A 24,743-nucleotide genomic window follows, 5' to 3' on the forward strand; every position below is an offset into this window, starting at 1 on the left:
GGGGGAAATGGCTCGGGCTCATGAGTTGGGGGAAGTGTCATCATGTCTCCTTTGCGTACTCCGGGGTGGCGCTTCGGCAGATAACTGCAGCCTACTCCCGCGCGGCCCCTATCTACAGGACTGCACCATTGCGGACTGAATCAGACCGCAATGGTGACTACCGTGGTAGGCAAACGCAGCAAACTGGGGAGGCACGCAATGCGAATAGCGGTAGCAGCGCCGACGGGCCATGTGGGCCGTCATCTTGTCTCGATTTTGATTCGGGCGGGGGTGAGGCCGCTGGTCCTCAGCCGGGACCCGGCCGGGTTGGCCTCGGACATTCGGGCCGAGGTTGATGTTGCCGTGACCGACCTGCTCGACGGCGACGCCGTTGTCGAGGCAGTATCCGGCGTCGACTCTCTCTACTGGGTGGATCCACCCCCTGCTGGGGACGACCCCCTGGCCGAGTACGGCCTGGCCGCCGCCAGTGCCGCGCGCGCAGTTACTGAGGGTGGCGTTGGCCGGGTGGTTTTCCAGAGCAGTGTGGGGGCTGAGAAGCGGCATGGGGTGGGCGAAATTGACGGACTTGCTGCCACCGAAGTCGCACTGGACCATGCTGGTGCGGACGTCCTTCATCTGCGCTGTGGCTACTTCTTCACCAACCTCGAATACCAGCTGGACGCGATTCGGGCAGGAATGCTCCAAGTCCTGATTCCCGTCGACAAGCCCATGCCCTGGGTGTCGCCCCGGGACATCGCCGAAGTGGCAGCCGGACGCTTGCTTTCGAAGGAGTGGAGTGGGCGGCAGGTCCAGGCGGTTCACGGACCGGCTGACCTGACGTGGCGGCAGGTTGCCGGGATTGTTTCGGAAGCCATCGGACGTCCGCTTGACGTTGAACGTATTCCAGAGGAGGACATGCGAAGCGCCATGCGGGGATTGGGCATGAGCGCGGCTGGTGTGGATTCGCTCGTCGGCATGTCCACCGGGTTCCTCGACGGTTTCGAGCCGGAGCAACAGCGGTCGGTTCGCAGCACCACGCCGTCGTCGTTGGCGGCGTGGGCCTATGGCGAGTTTCGGCCGCTGCTGGGATGAGACTGTTGTCGATGATCTGATTTTAGGTCAAATGACCTAGAATCAATGTCATGAACGATTACCTTGAACTCGACCCCACTGGTCCCGTGCTGATTGTCGGCGGATATGGCACTGTTGGCACGGCACTCACCAGACTCGCTGCGAAGGAATGGCCCCTGCTCCTCACGGGGAGGAACCCGGCCCGCGGTGGTCACCTGGCCAGCGAGAACGTGACCGTGCAGAAATGGGACCTCAACCAGCCGGAACCGTTCGAAGCCAAGGTCCGGGCGGTTGTCAGCACGGTGAACGACCCTGAGGACAGGGTCCTCCGTGCAGCCGTTCGGGCAGGTATTCCGTATGTTGATCTCACCCGCTGGACCAGCCGCGTCACCAGGGCGATCACACTGGCCACCCTCATGCAGCCGGAAGCTCCTGTGCTGCTGAGCTCCGGCTGGATGGGAGGAGTCACCAACATCGTGGCCGCGGCATTGGCCGAAGAAGTGGGAGGCGCTGACCAGATCGACGTCGCCATCCGCTATGACACCAACGACCAGGCCGGCGCCGACTCTGTCGACTTTATCGACCGGCTGGGACTGGACTTCGAAGTACGCAAAGGCGGTAAGGCCGCCGTCGTACGTCCGCTGACCGATACCCGCTGGGTGGACATCGCCGGCCACCGCACCAAGGTGGCCCGGCTGGATACCCCCGAGCAGTTCACCTTGCCACTCACCATTGGGGCCCGCTCGGTTGCCACCCGCATTGGGTTCAGTTCACATGCATCCACGACGGCGTTGCTCGCCGCGAGGACGGTGGGACTGTTCCGCTGGGGCAGTGGAGAGCGGTGGGCGCCGCTGCGGCGTTCCCTCTTGTACTCACCCGGGTCGGGCGGAACCGCGCACATCCGAGTGGATGTGAAGGGGCCTGGCGGAACGAGGACGGCTGTCATTTCGGATCCCCATGGCCAGGCGCATCTGACCGCAATGGGCGGGATGCTGGGGCTGCACAATGTCCTCGGTCCCGGCGCCCGCCCTGGTGTTTCCTTCCCCGAATCAACTGCGTCGTTGGGTTCAGCGCTCGCGAAACTCGAATCATACGGTGTGACAATATTGAGGTCATGACCGAAAGCAAGGGCGCCCTGCGGAAGGCGGCGCTCCTTGACGCTGCGGAGGATGTGCTGGTCACCAAGGGCAACGCAAACGCCGCAATGCGGGATTTTGCCGCTGCCGCCGGGGTGCGGATCGGGCACCTGCAGCACTACTTCCCAACCCGGGCCGACCTCATCCGCGCCGTCCTTGAACGGACACTCGAGCGCTCGCTTCGTCGACTCACCGAGGTGGCTGGACTGGACCTCGCTCCGGGGGCAGCGGGCGGAATGACCCGGGACGATTCGCGCCGTCTGCTGACTGCGCTGCTGCACGAACATTCGGAGCTGGCGGACGTCAAGATGCACCTTGAGATCTGGGCGCTGGCTGCTTCGGACGAGCAAGCGGCCAGCGCCTTGAGAGAGTTCTATTCGGACTACGCCGGGCACGTGCAAGGCGTCGTCCGGCGCGGCAGGCCCGATCTCCCGGAAGATGAACTCGCCGGTGTTGCTGCCGCGATAGTGAGCCTCTTCGAGGGCGCAGCGGTCACGCGATCGGACATTGCCGGCCTGCGAACCAAAACCGGCGATCACTCCATCATTCACACGGCACAGTGGTTGATCCACGGACAGGAAGCTTCTCGGTGACTCAGGTGATGCCTACCCCCGCCCAACTTCGGTGGCAACAGTTGGAATTCGGCGCGTTCATCCACTTCGGCATCAACACCTTCGCCGGTAAGGAATGGAGCGACGGCACCATCCCGGCCTCCACCTTCAACCCCTCAGAGCTCGACGCCGGAAGTTGGGTTCGCGTGGCCAAGGAGGCGGGTGCGAGGTACTTGGTCCTCACAGCCAAGCACCACGACGGCTTCTGCCTGTGGCCCACGGACACCACTGACTACTCCGTCGCTTCCTCGCCGTGGCGGGACGGGAAGGGCGACGTGGTCCGCGAGGTCGCGGAGGCTTGTGCAGAACAGGGGATAGGCCTGGGTCTTTACCTGTCACCGTGGGACCGGAACGCCGATTGTTACAGTAACCCCGCGGCTTACGACGACTTTTACGTGCAGCAACTCACCGAGCTCTGCACGGGTTACGGTCCGCTCATGGAGCTGTGGTTCGACGGCGCGGGTTCGGTGGGCCGGGAGTACGACTGGGACAGGATCATTGCGGTAGTTAAGGAACACCAGCCTGAGGCCATGATCTTCAACATGGGCCAGCCGACCATCCGCTGGGTGGGCAACGAGAACGGCCTTGCCGAGGATCCCGTCAATTACGTGGTGGACCGCACATCGGATACCCAATACACGGACTCCAGTTCGGGGCTCGGAGCCGGGCACTACCTGCCGCCGGAGTGCGATGTTTCCATCCGTCGTGGCTGGTTCTGGCATCCGGACGACGAGCCGAAATCCACGGGGCACCTGCTCGCGATCTACTACCAATCGGTGGGAATGGGCGCGAACCTTCTTCTGAACCTGCCTCCTGATACCCGCGGGCTGATTCCGGACCAGGACGTCGTGAGGCTCCAGGCGTGGAAGGCAGAACTGGACCGTCGCCTCTCCGGGGCGGTCGAGGCCACCGTGGAACATCACGACGGCGGTGCGACCCTCAGCTTCCCGGGGGCGGTGACGTTCAATCACCTGGAGCTCGTGGAGGACTTGAAGTCAGGCCAGCGGATCACGCACCACGTTGTTTCCGGGGATGATTCAAAGCTTGTTGAGGGAAAGACGGTGGGCAACCGACGCATCCACCAACTGCCTGTTGTCACTGCAGAAAGGTTGCACGTGAAACTGAGCGGTGAAGGCGGGCGCCTGGCATCGGCGCGCGTCTACACCGGGGCCCTCGATGCTGCCGTGCCTGTGATTCCCGAAGGCTACGAAGCTCCCACGGACGCGCCGGACTAACGTCTGCAGGGTCCCGGGCAGGTCGGCAATGCCAGCTGCCCAGCCACCGGGCGATGTTTCCGGGCCAGGTCCTTATTTTGTCGGTGCCTCCTGCAAGAGTATGGACATGGAGCAGATTCGGGACAGGCGAGCGGGTGTGGTGGCGTCGGGCGCGCCCATTCCTGCGCTGCTTCCTGCCCGCTCCGATAGCCTGACGCCGGCCGTTACTGGCGGTGATGATGGACTGGCGGTTCCTGTCGGTGACGATTCCGTTCGTCCAGGCCGTGTCCGGCTCGGTGCTGTGCTGTCCGGCTCATCATGGCACTCCAGTTCCTCTCTGCAGCCAAGAGCTGTTGAGTCCGGCACCGTCAGCGGCGATCTGATCAATCAGTTGCGGGCGTTGGAGGAGATGAAGTCAGCCATCGTTGCCTTGCAGGCAAGAATTGCCGTGGCGTTGGATCTGACCCAACGGCAAGAGCAGGCAGAGGCCGGCGTGCCCGTGTCCGAACGGGGTAAGGGTGTTGGGGCGCAGGTGGCGTTGGCTCGGCGGGAGTCCCCGAATCGTGGCTCCCGACTCCTGGGGATGGCCAAAGCCCTGGTCATGGAGATGCCACGAACCTTGGCCGCGTTGAACACGGGCCAGTTGAATGAGTGGCGGGCGACGCTGCTGGTCAGGGAAACGGCGTGCTTGTCTGTGGAGGACAGGTGTGCGGTGGATGAGGAGCTCGCCCCGGACACCGGAACCTTCGACGGCGCCGGAGATCAAGCGATCATTGCCGCAGCGAAGGCGGCTGCGTACCGGCGCGATCCGCGGTCGGTGGTGAAGCGTGCCAGTCACGCTGCGTCCGAGCGGACCGTGAGTCTTCGTCCGGCGCCGGACACCATGACGTACCTGACCGCGCTGCTGCCGGTCGCGCAAGGGGTCGCGGTCTATGCCGCGCTCACGCGTGGGGCTGATTCTGCCCGTTCGGCCGGTGATCCCCGGAACCGAGGCCAGGTCATGGCCGACACCCTCGTCGAGCGGGTCACCGGTACGCCGGGCGGGATCTCAGGGATCAATCTGGATCTCGTGATGACCGACCGAACCCTCTTCCAGGCCGACAGCGAACCAGCCCGCGTGAAGAGCTACGGAATCGTCCCAGCAGGGTGGGCCCGGAAACTGGTCGGTGCAGGCGGTGCAGGCGGTGCAGGCGGTGCCGGCCATGCCGGCCATGCCGACGTTGCAGGCGGTGCAGGCAGGGAGATTCCAGCGGGGCAGGATCCCTCGGCTGGCAGCGACTCCGGTCCTCCGCGGGATCCTGAGTTCCAGATCTGGCTTCGCCGGCTCTACACTGCACCCGCCACGGGAGATCTCCTGACTATGGACTCCAAAGCGAGGCTCTTTCCGCCGCGGCTCAGACGCTTCATCGAAACCCGTGATGACACCTGCCGCACACCGTACTGCGACGCGCCCATCAGGCACATCGACCACATCGTGCCCTGGCGCGCCGGCGGAACAACCACCGTGAGCAACGGGGCCGGTCTCTGCGAAGCCTGCAACCTCACCAAAGAGAACCCGGGCTGGAGCGCCAACACCATGCCCGGGGAAAGACACGCCCTTGAAATCCGCACCCCCACCGGGCACAGCTACCGCTCGCAAGCGCCGCCACTGCCCGGGCATCGTCCCTCCAGAACATGAGCATTGGACCCTGAGCGAGCCCAGCCCGTGCACGCAGCGGCGCGCGTCAGGGGGCTTGCTGACGTGCCTGGACAAGTCTTCAAAAAGTGCCTGGACAAGTTTTCAAAAAAAGTTCGTACCCCGCGTAACCCTTTGGCGTACCCCGACGATTACGTCTGTGAAAGGGCCGAGCTGGAATTTGTCCCCCATCATGTTCCAGCTCGGCTCTTCCTTGTCCGGATCAATTTGCCTGATCAGATTTTCCTCGGACAAGCGGGTCCTCCGTGAGGATGGCCCGGCAGAGCAGATACCCTTGGTGAAGTCCTCCGTCGTGCAAAGGCGGGTGACCTGGCTACAAAGCCACGGACCTGCCGCCGATCGAAAGTCCCATAACTGTGACCGACGCATTGACCGACGAAGCGCTTCACGCGCTCAAGGGCAATAACGCGGAACTGTTCAGCGCCGTCTACCAGTCCTACGCGGGCCAGGTTCTCGGCTACCTGACGGCCAAAGGCGTGCCCGATCCTGAAGCAAGTACGCAGGATGTGTTCCTCGCGGTCTTGCCGCGGCTGGATGACCTCAGCGGCGGTGTTAACGGCCTGCGGACATTCATCTTCTCGGTGGCCCATGCACGGATGGTGGATGAGCACCGGAAGCAAAGCCGGGCTCCAATACACCACGAGTTCGAGCCCGAGCGGGATACGCGCGAATCGAGCTCTGCGGAGGCCGAAGCGTTGACCAGGCTGGCGCCGAATGAGGTGGCAGCACTCCTGGATTACCTGGGCGACGACCAACGTGAGGTCCTGAACCTCCGCATCGTGGCCGGCCTGACGGTTGAACAGGTAGCCGACATCATGGGGAAAACCGCCGGCGCAGTAAAGCAGTTGCAGCGCCGGGCTCTTATTACGCTCCGTGAGCATTCGGCAGTAAAGGAATACGTGTCGTCATGACATACAGGGATACAGACCGCGAAGCGATGGTTGACGAGTTGCTGCTCGACGCCGATCTGGCTGACTCTTCGGATGTCAGGCAAGCGCTGCTTTCGCTGGGTACCTTTGCCAATCTGTCGGCTCCTGCCCCCAGCGCGGAGCTCGCTGCCATGATCGCCGGACCGCACGATGAACTGTCCAAGCGTCGTTGGCGGCACAAGCATCGGACCGCTGTGGTCAGCATTGCCGTAGTTGCCGCGATGGGACTCGGCGTGAGCGGTGTCGCCGCCGCGAGCTCGGGCTTCACCCGGAGCCCGTCCTTCATTAATGAACTCCTCGGCAATCTCCAGCCCCAGCCAGAGGTTGCGGCGCCTGTACTGCCGTCTCCCGACGCGCCGCGGATCACCACGGAAGCTGCGCCCGTCGCGGATCCGGCTGCTGTTCCACCGGCCGCGGAAGTGCCGTCGATTCCCGTCGCAGGCACAGTGCCCACCCAGGCCACGCCTGTCGAAGATCCCGTCCAGGCACCAACGGCGGCAAAGGCGCCGGCCGCGGACGTGGCACAGCCGCCGGCAGCGGTCGCTGTCCCGGAAGCCACCGTACCCACCCCCGCCGTCCCGAACGGGTCCAAGCCAAACCCGGCCCACAACGCGCAGGCGAAGCCGAGTCAGGTCAAGCCGCGGGGCCAGGAAGCAGTCTGGCCTGAAGCATCAAAACCCGGTGCGGGGCAGTCAGACAAGCCCGGGGCCCAGGGCAGCAAACAAGGCCCGCAGCTTCCGTCGTTGTCCGACAAGCGCGCAGAAGAGCAGTTCCAGACTGCGATGGACAAGTGGAAGCAGTGGATGAAACGCGGTCACCGCTAGTCGTGTTTGGGGGCTGGCTACGCCAGAACCTGGCGCTTCGAAGAGATAACCCCGGTATCGAAGCCAGCCAAATGGAGGCCACCGTGGAAGCGGGCGTGCTCGATCTTCACACAGCGGTCCATGACCACGTTGAGTCCAGCGGTCTCGGCGTCGCGGGCAACGTCTTCATGCCAGGAGCCGAGTTGCAGCCACAGTGTCTTGGCGCCGGCAGCTACGGCTTCGTCCAGGACTCCGGGAAGGTCGTCGTGCTTGCGGAAGACGTCAACGATGTCCGGGGATTCGGGCAGATCCGCCAGGGACGCGTACGTTGGCTGGCCCAGGATTTCCTTGACCACCGGGTTCACGAAGTAGATCTTGTAACGGGTGGACGACTGCAGGTACGTAGCCACGAAGTAGCTGGCACGCGACGGCTTGTCCGAGGCCCCAACTATCGCGATGGACTTGGCCTGGCGCAGGAGTGCCAGGCGCTCAGGAGCAGAAGGGCCCTCCCAGGTACGTTCAGCGGTGCTCATGCTTTCGCTCCTACGGCTTGAGTGCCTGCCGCCGGGATTCCCACCGCGCAGGCTTCAACTGCTTCTTCATCAGATGCAACAGTCTGGGCCGCTGTCAGCGCTTGGTCCAGGTCCCAGAGGATGTCCTCAAGGTCTTCCAGGCCAACGGAAATGCGGACCAGGTCCTCAGGGACGCCGGCGGACTCGAGCTGTTCGGCACTGAGCTGCTGGTGCGTGGTGGAACCGGGGTGGATTACCAGCGTGCGTGCGTCGCCAACGTTGGCCAGGTGGGATGCGATCTGCAGCGATTCGATGAACTTCTGACCGGCCGCACGACCACCGGCCACGCCGAACGAGAACACCGAGCCCGGCCCCTTGGGCAGGTATTTCCGGGCACGGTCAAAGTGCGGGTGGGACGGTAAGCCGGAGTAGTTCACGTAAGCCACGCGGGGATCGGCATCGAGCCATTCCGCCACTGCCTGTGCGTTTTTCAGATGCTCATCCAGGCGCTGGGGGAGTGTCTCAACACCCTGGAGCAGCTGGAACGCGGAAAGGGGTGAAAGCGCCGGGCCGATGTCGCGAAGGTGCTCGCAACGCAGCTTGGTGAGGAATCCGTATTCACCAAAGTTGCCCCACCAGGAGACGTTGCCGTACGACGGCACGGGCTCGGTCATCATGGGGAACTTGCCGTTGCCCCAATTGAAGCGCCCGCTTTCCACGATGACACCGCCCAGGGTGGTGCCGTGGCCGCCGATGAATTTGGTGGCCGAGTGGATCACGATGTCGGCACCGTGCTCGAACGGCCGCACGAGGTAAGGCGTGCTCAAGGTGGCGTCGACCACCAGGGGGATACCGGCGTCGTGCGCTACCTTAGCCAGCCCCGCAAGGTCCTGGACTTCCGACGACGGGTTGGCAACAACCTCGACGAACAGGGCTTTGGTGTTCTCCTGAATGGCCGCGGCGTAATCCGCCGGGTCGGTTCCGGGCACGAAGGTGGTGTCCACGCCGAAGCGGCGCAGCGAGACGTCCAACTGGGTGACGGTGCCGCCATACAGCTGCGACGCCGCGACGATGTGGTCGCCGGACTGTGTCAGCGCGGCGAAGGTGATGAACTCGGCGGCCATGCCCGACGACGTTGCTACCGCCCCGATGCCACCTTCGAGGGACGCGATGCGCTCCTCGAACGCAGCGACCGTGGGGTTGCCGATACGCGAGTAGATGTTGCCGTACTTTTGCAGGGCGAAGAGGTTCGCGGCGTCGTTGGTGTCCTTGAAGACGAAGGACGTGGTCTGGTAGATCGGCACCGCGCGGGCGCCGTGCTCGGCGTCGGGCGTGCCGCCTGCGTGCAGGGCGCGGGTGCGGAAGCCGAAAGTGCGGTCAGCCATCAGACAGCCACCTGCTCGGCCACGGGTGTGGAGGAGAGGTCCAGTTCGGTACCGTTCTTGCGGGCCAGGTCGGCCTCGAGTTCACGGACGATCGGCAGGATGTCCTGGCCGAACGCTGCGACCTCCTCCTGGAAGTGCAGGTATCCGGTGAGGAACAGGTTCACGCCGATCTTCTTGTACTCCACGATCCGCTCGGCGATCTGTTCCGGTGACCCGATGAGCTGGGTCTTGAAGCCGTCGTTGTACTGCACCAGGTCCTCGAAGGTGGAGTCGGCCCACATGCCCTTGCCGTCCTTGGTGGAGGCGCCGGCTTCCTGCACAGCGTCGCGGAAGCCCTGGACCGCCGGCTTGTGTGCCTTTTCCACGATTTCGCGGAGGGTGTCGCGTGCTTCCTTCTCAGTGTCGCGGGCAATGACGAAGCCGTTGAGGCCAAACTTCGGCAAAGACAGTGCTCCGTCGGTGCCGCGCTTCGTCTCGCCGGACGCCGCAACAACGCCAGCGATGTTTTCCTTGAAGCCCTCCAGGTCCTTGCCGTTGGAGAAGTACCAATCGGCGACGCGGCCAGCGGTGGCTTGTGCCGCCGTCGAGTTTCCGCCGAAGAAGACCTCCGGGTGCGCGCGGCCGGGAACGGCAACAGGCGCTGGGTTCAGGGTGAAGTCGGTGATGTTGTAGTACTTGCCGTCCTGGTTGTAGCCCTGCTCGGTCCACAGGCCGCGGAGTACCCTGATGAATTCCTCGGTGCGGACGTAGCGCTCATCGTGTTCCAGCCATTCGAGGCCGAAGTTGGTGAACTCGTTCTTGAGCCAGCCCGAGACGATGTTCACGGCAGCACGGCCGTTGGAGATGTGGTCCGCGGTGATGATGAATTTCGCCAGGACACCGGGGTGCCACATGCCGGGGTGGACGGCGGCGATGACCTTGAGGCGCTCGGTCGCCGCGAGGAGCGCGAGGCTGAACGACGTGGCTTCGTGCTGCTTGTCCGCACCATAGGACGCGGCATAGCGGGTCTGGGTCAGGGCGTACTCGAAGCCTGAGTTCTCGGCGATCCGGGCAAGCTTCTTGTTGTAGTCGAAGTCCCATCCGGTGCGCTGCTCGATGGTGGATACCACCAGGCCGCCGGAGACGTTGGGAACCCAGTAGGCAAACTTGAGCGGTTCGGAGAGTCGGGCAACGTTGCTGATCTCGGTCATGAATTTTCCTTTACTAGGGCCCGCTCGCGCAGGACGTCCTGGATGCCGGCAATTGCCGGTTCGTTCTGGAGTGAGGTGGTGTCGCCCAGGGCGGTACCCTCAAAAAGCTGGGTCAACAAACGGCGCATGATCTTGCCGCTGCGGGTCTTGGGTACGTCGGCAACCACGACGACGTCGCGCGGCTTGGCGATGGGGCCGATCTCCTTGGCAACGTGGTTGCGCAGGTCGTTGGTGACTTGCGTGGTTGCCCCGCCGTTAGCGGCACCTACCGTGTCACCGCGAAGGACGACGAATGCGACGACGGCGTGCCCGGTGGTGGGATCGGCCACGGGACAGACTCCGGCCTCCACCACGTCCGGGTGGGAGACCAAAGCGGACTCGATCTCGATGGTGGACAGCAAATGCCCTGAGACGTTGAGGGTGTCGTCCACGCGCCCCAGGATCCAGATGTCGCCGTCGGAATCGTATTTGGCGCCGTCGCCGGCAAGGAACCAACCCTGCTCCGGGTACTGGCTCCAATACGAATCGAAGTAGCGCCGCGGGTTTCCCCAAACGGTCCGGGCGATGGCCGGACCGGGACGGTCCACCACAATGAAGCCCTGGACTCCGGGGTCTGAAAGAACACCGGCCTCGTCCACCACCCGCGTGCTCACCCCCGGCAACGGCCGCGCGGCGCAGCCCGGCTTGAATTCGGTGTCCGTGGGCGACGGAGACATGATGGTGGCACCGGTTTCGGACTGCCACCACGTGTCCACCACGGGAGCGGTGCCACCGCCGATGTTGTCGCGCAGCCAGCGCCAGGCCTCGGGGTTTACAGCTTCGCCCACTGTTCCCAAGAGCCGGATGGAGGAGAAATCGTACGTGTCCGGAACGCCGTCGGGGAACCAGCCCATCAATGACCGGACCAGCGTGGGCGCCGTGTAGTACTGGGTGACCTTGTACCGTTCGATGATCTCGAAGTGCCGGCCGGGGTGCGGCGTGTTGGGTGTGCCCTCGAAGATCACCTGGGTCGCTCCGTTGGAGAGCGGCCCGTAGATCTCGTACGTGTGGGCCGTGACCCACGCCAGGTCAGCCGTGCACCAGTGGACGTCGCTGTCCCGCAGTGCGGGGTCGGGGTTGCTGAAAAGGTACTCGAAGCTCCACGAAGCCTGTGTAAGGTAACCGCCCGATGTATGGACCAGGCCCTTCGGCTTACCCGTAGTCCCGGAGGTGTACATGATGAAGAGGGGAGTCTCCGCGTCGAAGGCTGCGGGCTCGTGAACGTCCGGGGCGGTGTCCACGATGTGGTGCCACCAGACGTCACGGCCTTCCTTCATGCTGACCGTGTGCAGCTCTTCCGCTGGAGTGGTGCGGTTGATGACCAGCACGTGCTCGATTGCATTGTCGCCGGCGACAGCTGCATCGGCGTTGTCCTTGACTGGAACCGCGGCGCCGCGCCGGAACTGGCCGTCCGTGGTGACCAGCAGCTTGGCCTGGGTGTCCTCAACCCGGAAGCGGAGCGCCTCGGCCGAGAACCCACCGAACACCAATGAGTGGATTGCACCTATGCGGGCCACGGCAAGGGTGATGATGACGGTTTCGGGGATCACGGGAAGGTAGATGACTACGCGATCGCCCTTGGTGATGCCCAGCGCAAGCAGCGCGTTGGCCGCTTTGGAGACTTCGCGCTGCAGCTCCGCGTACGTGATGGTGCGGCGGTCTCCGGGCTCGCCTTCAAAGTACAGGGCCACCTTGTCACCCCTGCCGGCGAGCACGTGCCGGTCCACGCAGTTGTACGCAACGTTCAGCTTGCCGCCGACGAACCATCCAATGTCCGGGCCCCGGCCCGCTTCGACATCCGTAGGCTTCCAGCTGTGCGCGGTATGCCAAGGCGCTGCCCAATGCAGCCGCCGGGCTTGCTCTTCCCAGAAACCAACGGCGGAGCCGGCCTCATCGAAACCGCTGTGACGCGCCCGCCCGCCGAAATCGGCGCCGTGCACTGCGCCGTCCGTGGGCTCAGCCGAGGACCATCCCGATGAGCCGTGAAGGGAACCGGGCGCGTCAAGCAGCCCTGCTTCAGAGGCCGTCGCGTCCGAAGTGGATTGTGAAATTTTGGGTACGGCAGAAGTCATGCGAAATCTCCATGCCTGGAATTGGCGCAGTGCGATACAAGGGATGGTCGCCCTTTGATTCGCTGGGATGGTCGCTCTCCACTAAAGCGGCTCGATCATTTGGGGCCAAATTCGACTGTCGCCATGCGTAATATTCGCCATAGCGACGGCATGGCTCGCAATTTCCGCAGAATATTCGGCAAAGGGGTGCTGTGAAGGGCAGGAGTAGGCTTGGGTCATGATGCATGTCAACGATCCGGCCGTCGTGGAGCGGTTGATGCGAACAAAGGGCACATGGGCCATCGTGGGCCTGAGCACCAATCAGTGGCGGTCCGCCTACGACGTCTCGCTTTACGTCCGGGACACCATGGGCATGGAAATCATTCCCATCAACCTCAAAGGCGAGGATGTGCACGGCGAAAAGGGCTACCAAACTTTGGCGGACATCCCCGAAGCCAAGCACCCCATCGACGTCGTCGACTGCTTCGTCAACTCCCAACGCGTGGGTGCAGTCATTGACCAGGCGATCGCGATCGGTGCCAAGGCCGTCTGGCTGCAGCTGGGCGTGTTCGACGACGAAGCCACCCAGCGGGCCAAGGACGCAGGACTGGACGTTGTTGTGAACTCCTGCCCGGCGCGCGAAGGCTGGCACTACGGCTTGTGATTCCTCTGCTAGATTGCAGCTGAATCATTTCTTGAGTCTTGGGGGACAACTATGTTCGGCGGCCATTCTGCGGTGCCCTTTTCCACACCCAGCAGACGGGCCGCCTTCAGCATTCTTGGCGCTTCCGTGGTGGCCGGCTTAACGGCTTGCACTGCGGCGGAAAGTTCGACGCCGGCGCTGACGCCCAGCGGCGCTGCCGGGTCGACGGAGGTGCCGGGGCCGAACGGTGCGCTGGCTGTCGGAGGCGAGATTCCGACGTCGTCCGCTTCACAGGCGCCGACCCCTACGGCCACCAAGCGGATTCGGAAAACGTTCATCCCTGACTACCAGTTGCCGCCGATCGTTGGGGGCCTGGCTCCGGTCATCACCAAGATCGAGACCAAGCATCCGATCGTGTTCCTGACCATCGATGACGGCAACATCAAGACGCCCGAATCGGTCAGGCTGATGGCGGAGTACGACTACCCGGCATCACTCTTCCTCACCAAGGACACCATCGCCGACCATCCCGCCTTCTTTAATGCCTTCAAAGCCCAAGGCAGCCTGGTGGAGAACCACACGGTGACGCACAACATCAATATGGTCCGGCAGTGGGGTTACCAGCAGCAGGTCAACGACATGGTGGGAATGCAGGAGTACGCGTTCCAGCACTACGGCCGTCGTCCCACGCTGTTCAGGCCTCCGGGAGGCGCCTACTCCAATGTGATGCGCAAGGCTGTGTCAGACGCAGGCATGAAGGCGATCGTCACGTGGGAGGCCAAGGCAAACGCTGGAAAGATGGACTACCAGGTGGGCAACTCCCTGCGTCCGGGTGACATCGTGTTGATGCATTTCCGCGCCGAGTTCGCCGCGGACCTCGCTGCATTCCGCGCGGCCCAGTTGGCTGCGGGGCTGGAAGTGGTGCTGCTGGAGGACTTCCTGGGCGTGGCGTAGGCATGGCCTAGCCGTGGCCTCCCGCGTGGTGCCCCAGTAGGCTCACTGCATGGACGTTTCCCGCCTCCGCGACATCTGCCTGGGTTTTCCCGGTGCCTTCGAAGACTTCCCCTTCGGTCCCGAGACATCCGTCTTCAAGGTGCGAGCCGCCGTCGCTGGTGGAACCCGGCACGAGGCAAAGATGTTCGCCCTGTCCTCGATGGACCCGGACAACTGGTCCGTGAGCCTCAAATGTGAGCCGGCGTTGGCCGAACAGCTCAGGGCCGCCAACCCCGAGATCACGGGTGCCTGGCATATGAACAAGACCCACTGGAACGGTGTCCGGCTGGATGGGGCCCTCTCCGATGACATGGTCAGGGACATGGTGGAGGACTCCTATGACCTTGTTGTTGCCACCCTGAGCCGCAAGCAGCAGGAGCAGTTGGGCTGGGCCAGACTCACCAATCCGCGCGGCAGCTGACACGCCCGCAAGCACACTCCCCACGGCGCTGACATGGGGCTAGATTGATACTGCATACCTAAAGACCTCAGCCACAGCGCTGGTCAGGAGCGGTTTGATGCTGGATCAGAAAACACTGGACCACCTATGGAACTTTCGCGATCCGGTAGCTTCCGAGGCTACGTTCCGCGCCGCGATGATCGAGGAGATGTACGACGCCGACGAGCGGGCTGAGCTGGCAACGCAACTTGGACGGGCCATCAGTCTGCAGGGCCGCTTCGACGAAGCCGATGCCCTCCTGGATGAAATAGACGACGACGAGCCCACCGTCGGCGTGCGGATCCTCCTGGAGCGGGGCCGGGTGTTGAACTCCGGCGGGCGACCCGCCATGGCAGTCCCCCTCCTGGAGCAGGCAGCGGAGTTGGCGGACCACCTTGGTGAGGAATTCCTGGCCGTGGATGCGCTGCACATGCTCTCCATCGCAGATGCCGCAAACGCCGAGGTGTGGATGCGGAGCGCCCTCGAATATGCCTCTACGGCCCATGATGAGCGAACCAAGCGCTGGATGATTGCTTTGCACGCAAGCCTGGGCTCGTTTCTGCGCGGTAAAAAGCGTCTCACCGAGGCCTTGGTGGAGTTCCAATTGGCCGAGCAATGGGCGGAAAGACTGGGAACTGAGCGGCAAAGGGCCCTGGCCCGGGAAGCCATCACCGAGTGCGGGAAGGCCTTGGCTGAAGGTCCGTAGAAAGATCACGCTTTGACAAATGTTGATCGAAACTGCCACGAAATATTGATTTTCGATCATTCGTGGTGAATTATGTCACAGAAGGTTGGTGCTGCCAGAGCGCCAACCCAGACTGTCTGACTGAACGGCTTTCCCGCCGCAACAGTCGACACTACGAGTCACTGGAGGGTTTAGAAATGAACGTTCAGCACCAGTCCGTCGGTCGCCGTGGATTCCTGCGTGGAGCACTCGCTGCAGCCGTGCTCGTGCCCATGGGGGGAACCATTGCTTCATGTGCCGCAGGTGGCGGCACCACCACCACCGGCCCCACAGGCACTGTCTCCGACACCAACCCGTTCGGCATGGCAGACAAAGCCACCATCGACGCCGTGATCTTCAAGGGCGGCTACGGCATCGACTATGTCGAGTTCGCGGGCAAGATCTTTGAGAAGACCCACGAGGGTTCCACTGCCAAGATTTCCCCGTCCACGGACATCGCGCAGGAACTTCAGCCGCGCTTCGTCGGTGGCAACCCGCCGGACCTGATCGACAACTCCGGCGCGAAGTCCATCGGCTTCAGCACCATCCTTGCCCAGCTTGAAGACCTCACCAGCGTTGTGGAGGCCAAGAACCTTGAAGACAAGGTCATCAAGGACACCCTGTACACCGGTGTACTGGCTCCAGGCACGTTCGATGGCAAACTTGCCGCCTTGAACTACGTGTTGACCGTCTTCGCTGTGTGGTACTCCGACGCCTTGCTCAAGGAAAACGGCTGGACCGTTCCCAAGACCTGGGATGAGATGTACGCCTTGGGCGAGCAAGCCAAAGCCAAGGGCAAGTACCTCTTCGTCTGGGGCAAGGAAGCGGCCACGTACTACCAGGAACTGGCCATTGCATCTGCCATCAAGGAAGGCGGCGACGATGTCCGTCTCGGCCTTGAGAACCTCAAGGCCGATTGCTGGTCGCACCCGGCCATCCAGTCCGTCTTCACCGCCCTGGACAAGATCGTCAAGGCCGGCTTCTTCAAGCCGGGCGGTTCAGGCACCCAGTTCACGGCAGCCCAGGCGCAGTGGAGCAACGCCCAGGAAGCTGTGTTCTACCCGTCGGGTTCATGGATTGAAAACGAAATGAAGGACCAGACCAAGGCCGGCTTCAACATGATGGGCGCCCCGGCCCCGTCCGTAAGTGCCAGCCCCAAGATGCCGCAGACAGCACTTCACAGTGCCGCAGGCGAGCCGTTCATTGTCCCGTCGCAGGGCAAGAACGCTGCCGGCGGCAAGGAACTGCTCCGCATCATGTTGTCCAAGGAAGCCGCCACCAACTTCGCCAAGACCAAACTGGCTCCAACCATCGTCAAGGACACTGTTCCGGCCGATGGGTTCGGTTCCACGGCTTTGGTTTCACAGACGAAGATGCTCAGCGATGCCGGCGAGAACATCTACACCTGGAACTTCATTGACCTGTACGGCACCAACAAGGACCAGCTGGTTGTCTGGAACACCTTCCTGGACGGCAAATCGGACGTTGCAACCCTCACCTCCGCACTGCAGAACATCACCGACAAGGTCCGTAACGACAGCTCGGTCAAGAAGATCGAAGTGAAGTGACTTCAGTGAAAACTCAGCAGAGCCGGAACGACGACGGCCTGGCCGCCGTCGTTCCGGCGACGGCTCCACAGCAAGTGATAAAGCGGCGGCGGAAGCCGTTGACATGGGACAAGGTCAGTTTCTTCGCGGTGTTCCTCGGACTGCCGTTGGCGATCTACCTGTTGTTCGTGATTTGGCCCTTTATCCAGGCATTCGGGTATTCGCTGACGGACTGGTCCGGTTTCTCGCCCAACCAGAACTTCATCGGTCTCGAAAACTACGTGAAGATCTTTACCGACGACATCTTCATGAAGGCGATGTCCAACAACATCGTCCTGGTCATCTTCCTCCCCATCATCACCATCATCCTGAGCCTGGTGCTTGCCTCGTTGGTGACTGTAGGCGGGAGCAGCAAAGGCCAGATCAAGGGTTTGCGCAATTCCAGCTTCTACCGCGTGGTTTCGTTCTTTCCGTACACGATTCCCGCAGTGGCCATCGGCATCATGTGGGGACAGATCTACGATCCATCCGGTGGCCTGCTCAATGGCATCCTGACGGGCCTCGGCTTTGACCAGTTCAAGGACTTCGCGTGGCTCGGTGACAAGAACACCGCCATGATTGCCACCATGTTCGTGATCGTCTGGGGCTTCGTTGGCTTCTACATGGTCCTCTTCGTTGCGGGCATCAAGGGCATTCCTGCCGAGCTTTTCGAAGCTGCCAGGATCGATGGCGCAGGTCGGTTCCGCACCGCAGTCTCCATCACCATCCCTTTGATCCGCGACAACATCCAGACCGCCTACATCTACATGGGAATCCTGGCATTGGACGCCTTCGTTTACATGGCGGCACTGAACTCGGGCGGTGGCCCGGACAACTCCACGCTGGTCATGGCCCAACAGCTGTTCTTCACTGCCTTCAGCAAGGGTCAGTTCGGGCTTGCAAGCGCCATGGGCGTTGTCCTGGCAATTGCAACGCTGATTTTCTCCGGCTTGGTGTTCCTCATTAACCGGCTCACCGGCGGCGACAAGGATGTGAGTCTGTAATGACAACAAAAGTCTCAACTCCGGAAATGAAGTCGCTGCACTTCCAACCGCGGACGCCCGCAACCACAAAGGGCGACAAAGTGGTGGGAGCCGTGTCGCACACGGCTTTGACCATTTGGACGCTCATCGTCATCCTTCCGCTGCTGTGGACGTTCATGTCCTCCTTCAAGACGTCCAGCGAGATCTTTGCCTCGCCGTTCGCCTTGCCGGCACAGTGGAAACTGGACAACTACGTCAAGGCATGGAGCGAAGCGGGGATCGGAAGCGCCTTCCTGAACTCGGTAGTCGTTGTTGCAGTTGCCCTGGTGATCGTCATGGTCCTGGGTGCCATGTGTGCCTACGTTCTGGCGCGTTACACGTTCCCGGGCAGCCGGGCCATCTACTACCTGATGCTGGCCGGCCTGACGTTCCCGATCTTCCTGGCCATGGTGCCGTTGTTCTTCGTCCTGAAGAACATGGGCCTCTTGAACACCTTGCCGGGACTCATCCTGGTGTACGTGGGCTTCGCGCTTCCGTTCACGGTGTTCTTCCTGTTCTCCTTCTTCAAGTCGCTGCCTCACGAAATTACCGAGGCGGCAGCCCTTGACGGCGCAGGGGAGTGGCGGACGTTCTTCCAGGTCATGCTGCCGATGGCCAAGCCGGGCTTGGCCTCGGTTGCCATCTTCAACTTCCTGGGCCTCTGGAACCAGTTCCTGATTCCGGTGTCCATCAACGCCGCCGGCCCACGCGTCCTGTCCCAGGAACTCGCGGCCTTCGCCGGCCAGATGGGCTATGCCGTTGACTATGGCGCACTGTTCGCAGCCGTCAGCGTCACCGTCATTCCGGTGCTCATTGTCTACGTGATCTTCCAGCGCCAGCTGCAGGGTTCCGTATCGCAAGGCACGTCCAAGTAGTTCGACCAAGCCAAAGACAGCGTTCGACGGCGGTCCCCACCTTATGGTGTGGGCCGCCGTCGAGTTTTTGTGCAGCTCCCGCCCTTTAGAAGGCCGGTTAAGGGCGTTTGCTGTACAAAAACTCTGTCAGGATGGAACAGATTCTGTAGTGCAACGAAAGGCAGCAGCCCGTGATCTTCATTGTGGTCAAGTTCAACGTCAAGCCCGACTGGTCCGAGCGCTGGCTGGACCTCGTGGGAGACTTCACCGAAGCAACCCGCGCAGAACCCGGAAACCTGTGGTTCGACTGGTCCCGCAGCGTGGACAACCCGAATGAGTTTGTCCTGGTGGAAGCGTTCCAGGACGATGCCGCTGAGGCCCACGTCAACAGCGAACACTTCAAGAAGGCCATGGCGGACATGCCCCAGGCACTGTTGGAGACTCCCCACATCATCAGCCGCCAGTTCGAAGGCAGCGGCTGGGACCGCATGGGCGAGCTGACCATCGCGTAGGGAACGCGAAAAGGCGGTGCCGGACTCGTTGAGCCCGGCACCGCCTTTTTAGGTACTACTCAGAATCAAGCATCTCTTAGAACATCCAAGGAATCTCTGCATGGCCGAAGTCGGAGAATGAACCGAAGCGGCCAGCCTTGAACGCGAGCACTTCGCCGTCCCGGTCCCGGCACGTGGTGACCTGGCCGAAGAAGACCTGGTGATCGCCGACGTCGTACTGCTGCACCACGCTGCAATCCGCCTGGGCGAGGGCGCCCTTGATCACCGGAAGACCGTTGTCGGTGACGTCGAAGTCTCCGTCGCCGAATCGGTCCCCGCCGCGGACGGCGAACCGCCGGGCCACCGACTCCTGCTTCGCGCCGAGGATGGACACCGCGAACTTGCCACTCTCCATCAGGGCTTCACCGGTCCTGGTCCCGAAATTCAAAGAGATCATCAGGATGGGCGGTTCCAGGCTGATGGACGTCAGCGAGCTGATGGTCATCCCGTACTGCTCGTCCTCATGCTGGGTGGTAACCACGGCGACGCCCGTGAGGAAGCGGCCCATGGCGCGGCGCATCCCCATGGCATCGGGGATAGTGAAGGCTGGTGCCAGGCTCATGTCAGTTGCTCCGCTCAGCTGGTGCGGGATCCGTGTAGTAGCGAACCTCAAACATCTTGGCTCCATTCTCGGAAACCCACGGTCCGTGTTCCATGCCCGGCGGGCGGGTGGCCCAGTCGCCGGCCTTGAAGGTCTTGCCGAGTCGCTGGTCCACGAACGAGCCCTCGAAAATGAAGACTTCTTCCCAGAAATCGTGTGTCAGGACGCCGTTGGGAGAGGTGTCCGTGCCGGGCTCGAACTTGAGGATCCGGGTGACGCTGTCATTGTCCGAATCCCGGGCAAGAATCGCCTCGGACAGGCCCTCGATGTGCGGGTTGCACGGTGCGAAGTCCACAGAGGACACGGGGGTGAACTCGAATTCGGGCTTGGCCATGGTCAGTTCCCCTCCGATTCAGTGGAGCCCGCGATGCTGTAGGAACCGAGGAACGTGTCCAGCTCCGCCACCAAGGCGTCGTAGCCGTAGTTCCGGTAGGTGTAGGCGCCTCGAACCACGAAGGGCGCACCGGCATAGAACATCTCGTACTGCTGGTGGCGGCCGGCGAACTCGGACCCGATGATGTCCCAGGCGAGTTTGAAGAGCTTGACGCGCTCCTCGCTGCTGACGCCGGGGGACTGGACGTAGCGTTCCATGTCCGGCCGGGTGACGCTGCTGGTCATGTCGGCGATGCTGGAGGGCAACTGCAGGACGCCGCCGCCCACCAAGTCGCGGAGGATCGAGATCACTCGCGGGTACGTCTCGGACTGCAGGCCCATGGCCCCGTACAGTGCACTCTTTCCCGGGACCCTCATCCCGGCGTCGTCCGTTGTTGCCGTGTACTCGGCAGCCAGTACGGCAGACTCTACGGACTGGACAATCGCGGCGAGTTCGCCGAGCTTCTCCTGGACGCCGGGAATCTTGTCCGTGCCGTTTACCTGGGTGACCTTGCGGGCTACGGAGGCGATGAACTTCAGCTTGGTGGAGAACCGGATCTGGGCCTGCCAGTTGCCCAGGGCGTGGGCGCCGGTGTCGAAGAATTGGCGGCGCAGCGTGTCGATGTTGCGGTTGATGAAGACGCGGTCCCACGGGATGAGGACGTCGTCGAAGACCACCAGGGCGTCCGGCTCGTCGTAATGGCTGGTCAATGGGTAGTCGAAGTCGCTGGTGGCGGCCGGTGCGAACGGGCGTCGGCAGTAGAGCTTCAGGCCATCGGTAGCTACCGGGATGGCGAAGCTGACCGCGAAGTCCACGTCGTCCGGGCCCAGCGGCTTGATGCAGGTGACAAAAACTTCGTCGGCAATGGCCGCGCCGGTGGCGAGCATCTGTGAACCGCGGACAATGATGCCCTCCTCGGTTTCACGCACGACGCCGACCTGCAGGTATTCGCCTTCCCAACCGGACGCTGTGGTCGCGCGGGAGACCTGCGGGGGAATGATCGCGTAGGAGAGGTAGAGGTTCTCGGACAGGATCTTCTTGTAGTACCGCTCCACGTTGCCCGCGAAATCGCGCTCGTCGTTCTTGAAGACTTCCGGATGGGAGCCGAACGCGGCAAAGAAGGTCCCTACGTGGTCAGGGCTGCGGCCTACCCAGCCGTGGGTGTGCTTGGCCCACTTTTCGATTGCCTGGCGCCGCAGGACCAGCTCTTCCTGCGTGCGGGGAGCGGCGAAGGTCCGGTTGGCCGGTCCGTCGATCTCCTCGGAGTGGAACTGCATTCCGTTGGCGGGATCGGCTGCGATATCGAACAGCTCGGACATGGTCCGGGCAACCTTCGCGAACGCCGGGTGTTCCAGGACGTTGCCGACTACCTCGCCGTCGAGGATCACCGTCCGGCCGTCGTTCAGGGACTTCAGATACTCATTTCCGGTCCTCATCAGAGTGAGCCTTTCTTGATTTTGTAGTTATGTTCAATGGTGGTCCCATTCGGGAAGGAGAGCTCCAACTTCCAGGAAGTTCCGTCCACGAACTTTCCGTTCAGAAGCGGCAGGGTGCCGCCGAGGCACATGAAGTCGGCGTCACCGATGTCGGTTCGGGCCAGAAGGCGCTCGACGACGTCGGCTGGCTTGCGCAGGCCGCTCAACGAACCCTCCTGGTACAGATTGCCGTCCACCCACGAACGGGCGGTGCAGTCGTCCAGATCAAGGTCGTCCAGGGATTCGACGGCGATGACCTCGCCGGCTACGGGCTTGGGACATGCACGCTTTGAATCGCCAATGTCCTGGGCTTCAATGTCGCGGTCCGTGTGGTCCGAGCCGATGCCGAGGTAGTACTGGCCGTTGTGGCGGATATAGAGAGGCTCGATCTCACCGGAGGTCAGGTTCTCCGAGGTGTCATGCTCGCCCGTCGTCTCGAACAGGTCCGAGTCCATGCGGTAGAACATGGGCACCTCGGGCGGCGGGGCTACGCCGATGGCAGCCAGCTCATCGATGTGGTGCTGCACGGCTTTTGGATCCCGGCCTGTGTAACCTGCCACCACTCCGTGGAAATCCGTGACCACGATGGTCTTGTCTGTGCCCACCACCCGGAAGGTGAGTGGGACTTGCCTTGTTGTTTCCATTCCGTCTCCTTGGATGGCTTCTAAACTGTCAATGCGTTGTAGTCGGCCAGGCGGTCACCGATGACGGGGAATTCCGTGCGGACTGCGTTGACCTGGCCTGGGTCGATGTCCACCATGAGCACCGATTCCCCGGCGTCCGCTTCGGCGAGGACGTGGCCGGCAGGGTCCACCACTTTGCTGTGTCCGCCGAGCTCCACGCCTTCCTGCGTGCCTGCGGCGTTGCAAGCAATCACGAAGATCTGGTGCTCCAGCGCCCGGGCAGTGGTGAGCAGGCGCCAGTGTTCACGCCGGGCGGCAGGCCAGGCCGCGGGAACGATCACGATCTCCGCACCCCGTGTGCTCAGCTCCATCCACAAACCCGGAAAGCGGAGGTCGTAGCAGGTGATGCCGGCAACGGACCCGAACGGCAAGGGGACTACGGGGAGCGAGGACCCTGCCGTCAGCAGGCTTGCCTCCTTGGACTTGTAGCCGAACACGTGGATCTTCCGATACGTGTGGGCTATGGTGCCGTCCGGTCCCAGCAGGATGGAGGTGTTGCTGAGCCGGCCATCCTCGCCGGCCTCGATGATGCTGCCGAGGTGAACGTAAACGCCCAAGTCGGCGGCAACCCGTGAGCACATGGAAACGGTGGGGCCGGTGAGTGTCTCCGCCAAAGCCTCGTATTCGTCGAAGTGGAAATAGCCTGCGCTCCACAGTTCGGGAAGGACAATCAGTTCGGCGCCGCTGATGCCCCGAAGGATCGCTTCAACGCGATCGATCCGGTCTTCGCGGGTTTCGGAGTCCGGGCTTGCCACCTGGACGAGTGCGATTTTCATGCTTTTTCCTTTTCCGGGGCGCCGTGTGGATCCTTGTCCAGGTCGCTGAGCTTCAGGCCCTTGGTTTCCTTGGCGAACATCACCGAGACCATGGAGATCAAGCCCATGACGGCAAGGTAGATGCCGATCGCATAGCCAGTGCCGAATGCGCTGTAGAGGGCCAAGGCGATGATCGGAGACAACGATCCAGCGATCAGAGAGGCCAGGTTGTAGGCAACGGAAGTACCGCTGTACCGGACATCCGTCGGGAAGAGCTCGGAGAAGAAAGCTCCGATCACCGAGCTGTACGCCGCGAAGATCAGGAGTCCGCCGACAGCTGCGGCGATGATGCCCCACACCTGGCCGGTGTTGAGCAGGGCAAAGAACGCGAAGGCCCACACCATGGTGGCAATCGAGGCGCCGATCAGGATGGGCTTCCGCCCTACCTTGTCCGCGTACAGCGCCAGAATGGGAATAGCGACGACGGCCACGCCCTGCCCGATCATGACGGCGGTGAGGCCTGTCTGCCGCTGCAGCCCCATGATCTGGGTGACGTAGGTGATGATGAACAGCGAGTAGATGTAGAAGCCTGCGTTCTCACCCATCCGGCTGCCGGTTGCGATGAGGATTTCGCGCCAGTTGCGGCGGAACAGGATGGCCAGCGGCATCTTCCGTTCCTTGTTGCCTTCGGCTTCGCGCTTCCGCTGTGCTTCCTTGAACAGCGGGGTTTCCTGTACATAGAGCCGCAGTACGAGGCCGATGACCACCAGGAGCGCGGACAAGCCGAATGCGATGCGCCAACCCCACGCCAGGAACTCGCTCTCCGGCATGGTGGCGGCGAGGATGGCCAGGACTCCGGCGGCCATCAGGTTTCCGAGGGGCGGGCCCATGTTGGGCCAGGACGCCCAGAAGGCGCGCCGGGCGCTTTCATTGCTGTGTTCCGAGACGAGGAGGACGGCCCCGCCCCACTCGCCGCCTAGCGCAAATCCCTGAATCAGGCGCAACAGGAGGAGGAGCAAGGGTGCTGCAATGCCGATTGCGGCGTACGACGGGATGAAGGCAATGAGCGTGGTGGCCACGCCCATGAGCATCAGGCTGGCTACCAGGGTGGCGCGTCGCCCGTGTTTGTCGCCCAGGTGACCAAGGACGATGGCGCCGATCGGGCGGGCCAGGAAGCCGGCCGCGAACGTTCCGAGTGCCAGCATGGTGCCCACCAGGGGATCGTCGGTGGGGAAGTAGAGCTTGTTGAATACCAGAGCAGCGGCGGTGCCGTAGAGAAAGAAGTCGTACCATTCGACGGCTGTGCCGGCCAGGCTCGAAGCAGCCACAACAGGCAGGCTTGAGTGTTTCTGTTGCCTGAGTTCTGCTTTCTTCAAATCGGTCATTCTGGGGATCCTTTGCGAGGGGGAGACGCGGGCTTCCGGTGAG

Annotated in this window: 26 protein-coding genes; 15 read left to right on the plus strand and 11 right to left on the minus strand. The window is 62.7% G+C overall.

Features of this window, described 5'->3' with window-relative positions:
- Positions 1-198 precede the first annotated feature (198 nt).
- The 7 genes from N7568_RS14665 to N7568_RS14695 all read left to right on the plus strand — a co-directional run bounded on the left by N7568_RS14665 (position 199) and on the right by N7568_RS14695 (position 7,460).
- Positions 199-1,071, plus strand: coding sequence for an NmrA family NAD(P)-binding protein (locus tag N7568_RS14665; RefSeq protein WP_261610525.1), 873 nt, complete (start codon positions 199-201; stop codon positions 1,069-1,071).
- 50 nt (positions 1,072-1,121) lie between these two features.
- Positions 1,122-2,168, plus strand: a complete 1,047-nt coding sequence (locus tag N7568_RS14670; protein ID WP_261610526.1) for a saccharopine dehydrogenase family protein — start codon at positions 1,122-1,124, stop codon at positions 2,166-2,168.
- Positions 2,165-2,779: a TetR/AcrR family transcriptional regulator gene (locus N7568_RS14675; protein ID WP_261610527.1), complete on the plus strand. Its 615-nt coding sequence runs from the start codon at positions 2,165-2,167 to the stop codon at positions 2,777-2,779. Before N7568_RS14670 ends, N7568_RS14675 begins: the two co-directional genes overlap by 4 nt.
- Positions 2,780-2,787: 8 nt before the next feature.
- Positions 2,788-4,032 carry an alpha-L-fucosidase gene (locus N7568_RS14680; RefSeq protein ID WP_261610528.1) on the plus strand — a complete coding sequence of 415 codons (1,245 nt, stop codon included), beginning with the start codon at positions 2,788-2,790 and terminating at the stop codon, positions 4,030-4,032.
- 106 nt (positions 4,033-4,138) lie between these two features.
- Positions 4,139-5,689, plus strand: coding sequence for an HNH endonuclease (locus N7568_RS14685; RefSeq protein ID WP_439898987.1), 1,551 nt, complete (start codon positions 4,139-4,141; stop codon positions 5,687-5,689).
- Positions 5,690-6,063: 374 nt separating this feature from the next.
- Positions 6,064-6,618, plus strand: a complete 555-nt coding sequence (locus tag N7568_RS14690; RefSeq protein WP_261610530.1) for an RNA polymerase sigma factor — start codon at positions 6,064-6,066, stop codon at positions 6,616-6,618.
- The gene (locus N7568_RS14695) at positions 6,615-7,460 is read left to right on the plus strand and encodes a hypothetical protein (RefSeq protein ID WP_261610531.1); all 846 of its coding nucleotides are present in this window, start codon (positions 6,615-6,617) and stop codon (positions 7,458-7,460) included. Before N7568_RS14690 ends, N7568_RS14695 begins: the two co-directional genes overlap by 4 nt.
- 17 nt (positions 7,461-7,477) lie before the next feature.
- Here N7568_RS14695 and N7568_RS14700 read toward each other — a convergent pair whose 3' ends face one another.
- The 4 genes from N7568_RS14700 to acs are packed head-to-tail and all read right to left on the minus strand — an operon-like array spanning position 7,478 to position 12,637.
- Positions 7,478-7,972 carry a CoA-binding protein gene (locus N7568_RS14700; RefSeq protein WP_261610532.1) on the minus strand — a complete coding sequence of 165 codons (495 nt, stop codon included), beginning with the start codon at positions 7,970-7,972 and terminating at the stop codon, positions 7,478-7,480.
- Entirely contained in the window at positions 7,969-9,336 is a 1,368-nt protein-coding gene (locus N7568_RS14705; protein WP_261610533.1) for an O-acetylhomoserine aminocarboxypropyltransferase/cysteine synthase family protein, read from the minus strand. The genes N7568_RS14700 and N7568_RS14705 overlap by 4 nt, the downstream gene beginning before the upstream one ends.
- Positions 9,336-10,526: a dimethylsulfone monooxygenase SfnG gene (sfnG, locus tag N7568_RS14710; RefSeq protein ID WP_261610534.1), complete on the minus strand. Its 1,191-nt coding sequence runs from the start codon at positions 10,524-10,526 to the stop codon at positions 9,336-9,338. The genes N7568_RS14705 and sfnG overlap by 1 nt, the downstream gene beginning before the upstream one ends.
- Positions 10,523-12,637, minus strand: coding sequence for an acetate--CoA ligase (gene acs, locus N7568_RS14715; protein WP_261610535.1), 2,115 nt, complete (start codon positions 12,635-12,637; stop codon positions 10,523-10,525). The genes sfnG and acs overlap by 4 nt, the downstream gene beginning before the upstream one ends.
- Positions 12,638-12,854: 217 nt before the next feature.
- On the opposite strand from acs, the gene N7568_RS14720 reads away from it, so the two are divergent.
- Positions 12,855-13,280, plus strand: a complete 426-nt coding sequence (locus N7568_RS14720; RefSeq protein ID WP_261610536.1) for a CoA-binding protein — start codon at positions 12,855-12,857, stop codon at positions 13,278-13,280.
- An 8-nt stretch (positions 13,281-13,288) separates the two neighbouring features.
- Here N7568_RS14720 and N7568_RS14725 read toward each other — a convergent pair whose 3' ends face one another.
- Positions 13,289-13,597, minus strand: a complete 309-nt coding sequence (locus N7568_RS14725) for a hypothetical protein (RefSeq protein ID WP_261610537.1) — start codon at positions 13,595-13,597, stop codon at positions 13,289-13,291.
- Positions 13,598-13,610: 13 nt separating this feature from the next.
- Between N7568_RS14725 and N7568_RS14730 the strand changes: the two genes are divergently transcribed.
- The 7 genes from N7568_RS14730 (at position 13,611) to N7568_RS14760 (ending at position 19,389) form a co-directional block, all read left to right on the plus strand.
- Positions 13,611-14,213 (plus strand): polysaccharide deacetylase family protein, encoded by a 603-nt coding sequence (locus N7568_RS14730; protein ID WP_261610538.1) that lies wholly within the window; start codon positions 13,611-13,613, stop codon positions 14,211-14,213.
- Positions 14,214-14,262: 49 nt separating this feature from the next.
- Positions 14,263-14,673 (plus strand): MmcQ/YjbR family DNA-binding protein, encoded by a 411-nt coding sequence (locus tag N7568_RS14735; RefSeq protein WP_261610539.1) that lies wholly within the window; start codon positions 14,263-14,265, stop codon positions 14,671-14,673.
- Between the two features lie 97 nt (positions 14,674-14,770).
- Positions 14,771-15,397, plus strand: a complete 627-nt coding sequence (locus tag N7568_RS14740) for a hypothetical protein (protein ID WP_261610540.1) — start codon at positions 14,771-14,773, stop codon at positions 15,395-15,397.
- 176 nt (positions 15,398-15,573) lie between these two features.
- Positions 15,574-16,983 carry an N-acetylglucosamine/diacetylchitobiose ABC transporter substrate-binding protein gene (gene ngcE, locus N7568_RS14745; protein WP_261610541.1) on the plus strand — a complete coding sequence of 470 codons (1,410 nt, stop codon included), beginning with the start codon at positions 15,574-15,576 and terminating at the stop codon, positions 16,981-16,983.
- A gap of 5 nt (positions 16,984-16,988) precedes the next feature.
- The gene (locus tag N7568_RS14750) at positions 16,989-18,005 is read left to right on the plus strand and encodes a carbohydrate ABC transporter permease (protein WP_261610542.1); all 1,017 of its coding nucleotides are present in this window, start codon (positions 16,989-16,991) and stop codon (positions 18,003-18,005) included.
- Positions 18,005-18,898 (plus strand): carbohydrate ABC transporter permease, encoded by an 894-nt coding sequence (locus tag N7568_RS14755; protein WP_261610543.1) that lies wholly within the window; start codon positions 18,005-18,007, stop codon positions 18,896-18,898. The genes N7568_RS14750 and N7568_RS14755 overlap by 1 nt, the downstream gene beginning before the upstream one ends.
- Positions 18,899-19,068: 170 nt before the next feature.
- Positions 19,069-19,389, plus strand: a complete 321-nt coding sequence (locus N7568_RS14760; RefSeq protein ID WP_261610544.1) for a putative quinol monooxygenase — start codon at positions 19,069-19,071, stop codon at positions 19,387-19,389.
- Positions 19,390-19,465: 76 nt separating this feature from the next.
- Here the strand turns inward: N7568_RS14760 and N7568_RS14765 are convergent, their stop codons facing one another.
- Genes N7568_RS14765 through N7568_RS14790 form a run of 6 tightly spaced genes read right to left on the minus strand, consistent with a single transcriptional unit; the run spans position 19,466 to position 24,700 of the window.
- Positions 19,466-19,990 carry a flavin reductase family protein gene (locus N7568_RS14765; RefSeq protein WP_089593578.1) on the minus strand — a complete coding sequence of 175 codons (525 nt, stop codon included), beginning with the start codon at positions 19,988-19,990 and terminating at the stop codon, positions 19,466-19,468.
- 1 nt (position 19,991) lies between these two features.
- Positions 19,992-20,363 carry a cupin domain-containing protein gene (locus N7568_RS14770; RefSeq protein WP_261610545.1) on the minus strand — a complete coding sequence of 124 codons (372 nt, stop codon included), beginning with the start codon at positions 20,361-20,363 and terminating at the stop codon, positions 19,992-19,994.
- A gap of 2 nt (positions 20,364-20,365) precedes the next feature.
- A complete protein-coding gene (locus N7568_RS14775) occupies positions 20,366-21,838 on the minus strand; it encodes a 4-hydroxyphenylacetate 3-hydroxylase family protein (protein WP_261610546.1) in 1,473 nt (490 codons plus the stop codon).
- Positions 21,838-22,521 (minus strand): DUF2848 domain-containing protein, encoded by a 684-nt coding sequence (locus N7568_RS14780; protein ID WP_261610547.1) that lies wholly within the window; start codon positions 22,519-22,521, stop codon positions 21,838-21,840. Before N7568_RS14780 ends, N7568_RS14775 begins: the two co-directional genes overlap by 1 nt.
- A gap of 20 nt (positions 22,522-22,541) precedes the next feature.
- Positions 22,542-23,336 carry a carbon-nitrogen family hydrolase gene (locus N7568_RS14785; protein ID WP_261610548.1) on the minus strand — a complete coding sequence of 265 codons (795 nt, stop codon included), beginning with the start codon at positions 23,334-23,336 and terminating at the stop codon, positions 22,542-22,544.
- Positions 23,333-24,700, minus strand: a complete 1,368-nt coding sequence (locus N7568_RS14790; protein ID WP_261610549.1) for an MFS transporter — start codon at positions 24,698-24,700, stop codon at positions 23,333-23,335. Before N7568_RS14790 ends, N7568_RS14785 begins: the two co-directional genes overlap by 4 nt.
- Between the last annotated feature and the right edge of the window lie 43 nt (positions 24,701-24,743).

It is taken from the genome of Paenarthrobacter aurescens (assembly GCF_025421775.1).
GTDB lineage: Bacteria > Actinomycetota > Actinomycetes > Actinomycetales > Micrococcaceae > Arthrobacter > Arthrobacter aurescens_B.

What these genes read in the sequence shown, in the direction of transcription:
- N7568_RS14665 (WP_261610525.1), top strand. Translation starts at nt 199, where the DNA reads ATGCGAATAGCGGTAGCAGCGCCGACGGGCCATGTGGGCCGTCATCTT.
- N7568_RS14670 (WP_261610526.1), top strand. Translation starts at nt 1,122, where the DNA reads ATGAACGATTACCTTGAACTCGACCCCACTGGTCCCGTGCTGATTGTC.
- N7568_RS14675 (WP_261610527.1), top strand. Translation starts at nt 2,165, where the DNA reads ATGACCGAAAGCAAGGGCGCCCTGCGGAAGGCGGCGCTCCTTGACGCT.
- N7568_RS14680 (WP_261610528.1), top strand. Translation starts at nt 2,788, where the DNA reads ATGCCTACCCCCGCCCAACTTCGGTGGCAACAGTTGGAATTCGGCGCG.
- N7568_RS14685 (WP_439898987.1), top strand. Translation starts at nt 4,139, where the DNA reads ATGGAGCAGATTCGGGACAGGCGAGCGGGTGTGGTGGCGTCGGGCGCG.
- N7568_RS14695 (WP_261610531.1), top strand. Translation starts at nt 6,615, where the DNA reads ATGACATACAGGGATACAGACCGCGAAGCGATGGTTGACGAGTTGCTG.
- N7568_RS14700 (WP_261610532.1), bottom strand. Translation starts at nt 7,972, where the DNA reads ATGAGCACCGCTGAACGTACCTGGGAGGGCCCTTCTGCTCCTGAGCGC.
- N7568_RS14705 (WP_261610533.1), bottom strand. Translation starts at nt 9,336, where the DNA reads ATGGCTGACCGCACTTTCGGCTTCCGCACCCGCGCCCTGCACGCAGGC.
- sfnG (WP_261610534.1), bottom strand. Translation starts at nt 10,526, where the DNA reads ATGACCGAGATCAGCAACGTTGCCCGACTCTCCGAACCGCTCAAGTTT.
- acs (WP_261610535.1), bottom strand. Translation starts at nt 12,637, where the DNA reads ATGACTTCTGCCGTACCCAAAATTTCACAATCCACTTCGGACGCGACG.
- N7568_RS14720 (WP_261610536.1), top strand. Translation starts at nt 12,855, where the DNA reads ATGATGCATGTCAACGATCCGGCCGTCGTGGAGCGGTTGATGCGAACA.
- N7568_RS14725 (WP_261610537.1), bottom strand. Translation starts at nt 13,597, where the DNA reads ATGAACGTTTTCCGAATCCGCTTGGTGGCCGTAGGGGTCGGCGCCTGT.
- N7568_RS14735 (WP_261610539.1), top strand. Translation starts at nt 14,263, where the DNA reads ATGGACGTTTCCCGCCTCCGCGACATCTGCCTGGGTTTTCCCGGTGCC.
- N7568_RS14740 (WP_261610540.1), top strand. Translation starts at nt 14,771, where the DNA reads ATGCTGGATCAGAAAACACTGGACCACCTATGGAACTTTCGCGATCCG.
- ngcE (WP_261610541.1), top strand. Translation starts at nt 15,574, where the DNA reads ATGAACGTTCAGCACCAGTCCGTCGGTCGCCGTGGATTCCTGCGTGGA.
- N7568_RS14755 (WP_261610543.1), top strand. Translation starts at nt 18,005, where the DNA reads ATGACAACAAAAGTCTCAACTCCGGAAATGAAGTCGCTGCACTTCCAA.
- N7568_RS14765 (WP_089593578.1), bottom strand. Translation starts at nt 19,990, where the DNA reads ATGAGCCTGGCACCAGCCTTCACTATCCCCGATGCCATGGGGATGCGC.
- N7568_RS14770 (WP_261610545.1), bottom strand. Translation starts at nt 20,363, where the DNA reads ATGGCCAAGCCCGAATTCGAGTTCACCCCCGTGTCCTCTGTGGACTTC.
- N7568_RS14775 (WP_261610546.1), bottom strand. Translation starts at nt 21,838, where the DNA reads ATGAGGACCGGAAATGAGTATCTGAAGTCCCTGAACGACGGCCGGACG.
- N7568_RS14780 (WP_261610547.1), bottom strand. Translation starts at nt 22,521, where the DNA reads ATGGAAACAACAAGGCAAGTCCCACTCACCTTCCGGGTGGTGGGCACA.
- N7568_RS14785 (WP_261610548.1), bottom strand. Translation starts at nt 23,336, where the DNA reads ATGAAAATCGCACTCGTCCAGGTGGCAAGCCCGGACTCCGAAACCCGC.
- N7568_RS14790 (WP_261610549.1), bottom strand. Translation starts at nt 24,700, where the DNA reads ATGACCGATTTGAAGAAAGCAGAACTCAGGCAACAGAAACACTCAAGC.